This is a genomic window from Maribacter sp. Hel_I_7, assembly GCF_000688315.1.
Classification (GTDB): domain Bacteria; phylum Bacteroidota; class Bacteroidia; order Flavobacteriales; family Flavobacteriaceae; genus Maribacter; species Maribacter stanieri.
Window position 1 is genome coordinate 2283899 of record NZ_JHZW01000002.1, and the last position, 6102, is coordinate 2290000.

Here is a 6102-nt window from a genome sequence, read left to right on the forward strand (position 1 = left end):
CGCGGTATGCGGTACACAGTACAACAGCATAAAAACTGGTTACTGGTTACTGATCACCGGCAACTTAAAACGGGGGATTAGCTCAGCTGGCTAGAGCGCCTGCCTTGCACGCAGGAGGTCATCGGTTCGACTCCGATATTCTCCACAGCGACGAAAGTCGACAACGTTCATTGACATATTGGAACAGGAGGTAATACATTTTTAATGTATTGCCGACTAAAAAAGAAAGAAACACGAATCTTTATTAAGTAAAGAGTACGAATAAAATAGAATAGATTAAAGATCTGGCGACAAGCTGGAAAAGGGCGTATGGGGAATGCCTAGGCTCTCAGAGGCGAAGAAGGACGTGATAAGCTGCGAAAAGCTACGGGGATCGGCACACACGATATGATCCGTAGATATCCGAATGGGGCAACCCGGCATATTGAAGATATGTCATGGCGTAAGCCAAGCAAACCCGGGAACTGAAACATCTAAGTACCCGGAGGAGGAGAAAACAAAAGTGATTCCGATAGTAGCGGCGAGCGAAATCGGATTAGTCCAAACCGTACATGTTCCGGCATGTGCGGGTTGTAGGACCACGACATTCGAGGTGTAATGAACTAGAACGCTTTGGAAATAGCGACCATAGAGGGTGATAGTCCCGTATAGGTAAAGAGCATTTAGATAGTGGTATCCTGAGTAGTGCGGGGCACGTGAAACCCTGTATGAATCCGGCGGGACCATCCGCCAAGACTAAATACTCCTGAGAGACCGATAGTGAACCAGTACCGTGAGGGAAAGGTGAAAAGAACCGTGAATAACGGAGTGAAATAGATCCTGAAACCATACGCTTACAAGCGGTCGGAGCCCATATGGGTGACGGCGTGCCTTTTGCATAATGAGCCTACGAGTTACTTTTACTAGCAAGGTTAAGGACTTCAGGTCCGGAGCCGTAGCGAAAGCGAGTCTGAATAGGGCGACCATAGTTAGTAGTAGTAGACGCGAAACCGTGCGATCTACCCATGGGCAGGTTGAAGCTGTGGTAACACATAGTGGAGGACCGAACCCGTTGACGTTGAAAAGTCTTGGGATGACCTGTGGGTAGGGGTGAAAGGCCAATCAAGCTCGGAAATAGCTCGTACTCCCCGAAATGCATTTAGGTGCAGCGTGTAGATAGTTTTATAGAGGTAGAGCTACTGATTGGATGCGGGGGCTTCACCGCCTACCAATTCCTGACAAACTCCGAATGCTATAAAATGTTTCTGCGCAGTGAGGGCATGGGTGCTAAGGTCCATGTCCGAGAGGGAAAGAACCTAGATCACCGGCTAAGGTCCCAAAGTATATACTAAGTTGATATAACGCGGTGGAACTGCATTGACAGCCAGGATGTTGGCTTGGAAGCAGCCATTCATTTAAAGAGTGCGTAACAGCTCACTGGTCGAGCGGTTCCGCATGGATAATAATCGGGCATAAGTATATCACCGAAGCTGTGACTTCATATTAATATGAGGGGTAGGGGAGCATTGTAACTGCGTCGAAGGTGTACCTGCGAGGGATGCTGGAGCGGTTACAAACGAAAATGTAGGCATAAGTAACGATAATGCGGGCGAGAAACCCGCACGCCGAAAGACCAAGGTTTCCCCAGCTATGCTAATCAGCTGGGGGTCAGTCGGGACCTAACGCGAACCCGAAGGGGATAGTGGATGGACAACAGATTAATATTTCTGTACCTGCTCACGCTAAAAGTGACGGAGGCGAGAAGTTGGTGCGTACAGACGGAATTGTACGTTGAAGGGAGTAGTAATACCCCGATAGTACACCGAGACCACGGTCAAGGTGATAATCCAGCATATCGACTTCCAAGAAAAGCAAGTGAAGCAGCCCGTACCGTAAACCGACACAGGTGGTTGGGATGAGTATTCTAAGGCGCTCGAGAGATTCATGGCTAAGGAACTAGGCAAAATAGACCCGTAACTTCGGGAGAAGGGTCGCCCCCTTATGGGGGGCCGCAGTGAAGAGGTCCAGGCGACTGTTTATCAAAAACACAGGGCTCTGCAAAATCGAAAGATGAAGTATAGGGCCTGACACCTGCCCGGTGCTGGAAGGTTAAGAGGAGATGTCATTCCTTCGGGGAGAAGCATTGAATTGAAGCCCCAGTAAACGGCGGCCGTAACTATAACGGTCCTAAGGTAGCGAAATTCCTTGTCGGGTAAGTTCCGACCTGCACGAATGGTGCAACGATCTGGACACTGTCTCGGCCATGAGCTCGGTGAAATTGTAGTATCGGTGAAGATGCCGGTTACCCGCAGTGGGACGAAAAGACCCCGTGCACCTTTACTATAGCTTCGTATTGACCTTGGTCAAGCAATGTGTAGGATAGCTGGGAGACTTTGAAGCTGCATCGCTAGGTGTGGTGGAGTCATTGTTGAAATACCAGCCTTTGCTTGTCCGGGGCCTAACTCTCGATGAGAGAACAGTGCGTGGTGGGTAGTTTGACTGGGGTGGTCGCCTCCAAAAGAGTAACGGAGGCTTCTAAAGGTGCCCTCAATACGGTTGGCAATCGTGTGTAGAGTGCAATGGCACAAGGGCGCTTGACTGAGAGACATACAGGTCGATCAGGTTGGAAACAAGAGCATAGTGATCCGGTGGTTCCGCATGGAAGGGCCATCGCTCAAAGGATAAAAGGTACGCCGGGGATAACAGGCTGATCTCCCCCAAGAGCTCATATCGACGGGGGGGTTTGGCACCTCGATGTCGGCTCGTCACATCCTGGGGCTGGAGAAGGTCCCAAGGGTTGGGCTGTTCGCCCATTAAAGTGGCACGCGAGCTGGGTTCAGAACGTCGTGAGACAGTTCGGTCTCTATCTACTGCGGGCGTTAGAAATTTGAGTGGATCTGACTCTAGTACGAGAGGACCGAGTTGGACTGACCGCTGGTGCACCAGTTGTTCCGCCAGGAGCATCGCTGGGTAGCTATGTCGGGATTGGATAAGCGCTGAAAGCATATAAGCGCGAAACCAGCCACAAGATGAGATTTCTTTAAAGGGCCGTGGGAGATGACCACGTTGATAGGCTATAGGTAGAAGGGCAGTAATGTCCGTAGCCGAGTAGTACTAATTGCCCGTCAGGCTTGCGCATACGCTCGTCCCGTTCTTAGGAACGGGGCGGACGACGATCTTTACTTCTTTCTTTTTATACCGAAACATACTTAATACTATAAGTGCTTCTTTCCTTTATAGGATCCTGTTCCATTCATGTCAACGATATTGCGGCGGAGGCCGCGCTCGGGAATGCCCGAACTAAAACTTAGGTGGCCATGGCGACGGGGCCCACCCCTTACCATTCCGAACAGGGAAGTTAAGACCGTTTGCGCCGATGGTACTGCTATACCAAGTGGGAGAGTAGGTAGCCGCCTTTTTCGAAAGCCCTTTACAGAAATGTAAGGGGCTTTTTTTATACCATAGATTTAACGCAAGGGGTACGGTCCTTACATATCAAGACTTGCAAAGAACATTTTATATATAACAACAAGAACCCGTCCCGGCATACGGTACAAGACGATTATAGAGGTTCGCTATAAACTAGTTATCTTTTTTGGAACCGAAACTTACAGTGTATCGAAACCCTGCCGGTGGTTTATCAAGGATAACTGGGGTGTATTACGGAAAATATTTAGTTATTGTACCGTTTATCAAGATCAAATAAGATTCAGGGAAGACTCAATTGGTACATGTGAATAGTTAATATGGAATGTAACAGGTCTTTCAAAATTGTTTTAAATAAAAAGGTCTCGAGTATCATACGATAGTCGAGACCTTTTATTTTGTAATTATCTCATCTATATTCCGGGCATGTCGCCATCCCTCTTAAACGGCTATGCCAAATCTCGCATCAAATACTTGTCTACATGATGTGTTCTTTTTGTTTAAACTGTAATTTCTAATTAAGTGAAGCTTTATGTTTCAACAATATTGAAAGTATTAATTCTTTTAGTTTCGTTTATGTCTTCTTTTTGTTAAGCAGTATATTCCGTTCTTATATAGGTTAAAGCCTCAATGAACTATCCACGTCTACAATAGAATGGTGTTATGATTTGCTTTTTAGTTTTGTGGGGGTAGATGTGTTCCATGTTGCATAGGGTAGTAGGGGGTGAAGTTGTCATATATATGATAGGTCAATAGTGGTTCGATATGGGATCTATAATTAAAAAGCAGTGATGTAATATTATTTCAGAGTTATAGAAACCTGTAAACAAAGGTGTTGGGAGTTGGTGCAAAAAACTTTGTTTATTTTGTTTTAAAAGTAGTTGTGTATTTAGAAATAGTGTGTACATTTGCACCCCGCAAACGAGGAAGATTAGTTCTGAATCGTTAGTTGGAAAAAGGTTCATAGATATGTTGTTTTGGTTTGGCGAAAAAAGAAAAAATATTTTTTTTCGATAAAAGTTGTCAGGTTAAAAAACAGTTGTATATTTGCAGCCGCTTAGGGAAACACCTAAGGGAAACGAAGCAAGGGAATCGAGAGATTCGGTGCGGAGTGGATAGAAGTTCATTGAAATATTGTGGAGATAAGAATCGAGAATAGGTGAGGACCTGTTCGAGAGGAACAAGAATTAAGGAAACATACAATTTAGTATATCGTAAGGTATATATAAGGAATTGAATCGAGAGTCGGGGCCGGGAGAGATTTGGACTTCGTTGGGACGAATATTTACAAAACAACGATGAAGAGTTTGATCCTGGCTCAGGATGAACGCTAGCGGCAGGCCTAACACATGCAAGTCGAGGGGTAACAGGGAGCTTGCTCCGCTGACGACCGGCGCACGGGTGCGCACCGCGTATGGAACCTACCTTGTACAGGGGAATAGCCCAGGGAAACTTGGATTAATGCCCCGTGGTACCATGACCCGGCATCGGGATATGGTTAAAGCCTTCGGGCGGTACAAGATGGCCATGCGTCCCATTAGTTTGTTGGTAAGGTAACGGCTTACCAAGACTACGATGGGTAGGGGCCCTGAGAGGGGGATCCCCCACACTGGTACTGAGACACGGACCAGACTCCTACGGGAGGCAGCAGTGAGGAATATTGGACAATGGAGGAGACTCTGATCCAGCCATGCCGCGTGCAGGAAGAATGCCCTATGGGTAGTAAACTGCTTTTATACGGGAAGAAAAAGAGCTACGTGTAGCTTACTGACGGTACCGTAAGAATAAGGACCGGCTAACTCCGTGCCAGCAGCCGCGGTAATACGGAGGGTCCGAGCGTTATCCGGAATTATTGGGTTTAAAGGGTCCGTAGGCGGGCCGATAAGTCAGGGGTGAAAGTCTGCCGCTCAACGGTAGAACTGCCTTTGATACTGTCGGTCTTGAGTTATAGTGAAGTTGCCGGAATATGTAGTGTAGCGGTGAAATGCATAGATATTACATAGAACACCGATTGCGAAGGCAGGTGACTAACTATATACTGACGCTGATGGACGAAAGCGTGGGGAGCGAACAGGATTAGATACCCTGGTAGTCCACGCCGTAAACGATGGATACTAGCTGTCCGGAACCTTGAGTTCTGGGCGGCCAAGCGAAAGTGATAAGTATCCCACCTGGGGAGTACGTTCGCAAGAATGAAACTCAAAGGAATTGACGGGGGCCCGCACAAGCGGTGGAGCATGTGGTTTAATTCGATGATACGCGAGGAACCTTACCAGGGCTTAAATGCATATTGACAGGTCTAGAGATAGATTTTCCTTCGGGCAATTTGCAAGGTGCTGCATGGTTGTCGTCAGCTCGTGCCGTGAGGTGTCAGGTTAAGTCCTATAACGAGCGCAACCCCTACCGTTAGTTGCCAGCATGTCATGATGGGGACTCTAACGGGACTGCCGGTGCAAACCGTGAGGAAGGTGGGGATGACGTCAAATCATCACGGCCCTTACGTCCTGGGCCACACACGTGCTACAATGGCAGGTACAGAGAGCAGCCATGTCGCAAGGCAGAGCGAATCTATAAAACCTGTCACAGTTCGGATCGGGGTCTGCAACTCGACCCCGTGAAGCTGGAATCGCTAGTAATCGGATATCAGCCATGATCCGGTGAATACGTTCCCGGGCCTTGTACACACCGCCCGTCAAG

Annotated in this window: 1 tRNA gene and 3 rRNA genes (1 of these 4 running past the window's edge); all 4 read left to right on the plus strand. The window is 47.7% G+C overall.

From position 1 onward, the window contains the following. The first annotated feature begins 71 nt into the window (after positions 1 to 71). Positions 72 to 145: transfer RNA gene (locus tag P178_RS0111500), tRNA-Ala, on the plus strand. A gap of 142 nt (positions 146 to 287) precedes the next feature. After that, positions 288 to 3118, plus strand: a 23S ribosomal RNA gene (locus tag P178_RS0111505). Between the two features lie 168 nt (positions 3119 to 3286). Continuing rightward, positions 3287 to 3398: ribosomal RNA gene (gene rrf, locus P178_RS0111510) — 5S ribosomal RNA — on the plus strand. A 1302-nt stretch (positions 3399 to 4700) separates the two neighbouring features. Continuing rightward, positions 4701 to 6102, plus strand: a 16S ribosomal RNA gene (locus P178_RS0111515); it runs 123 nt beyond the window's last position.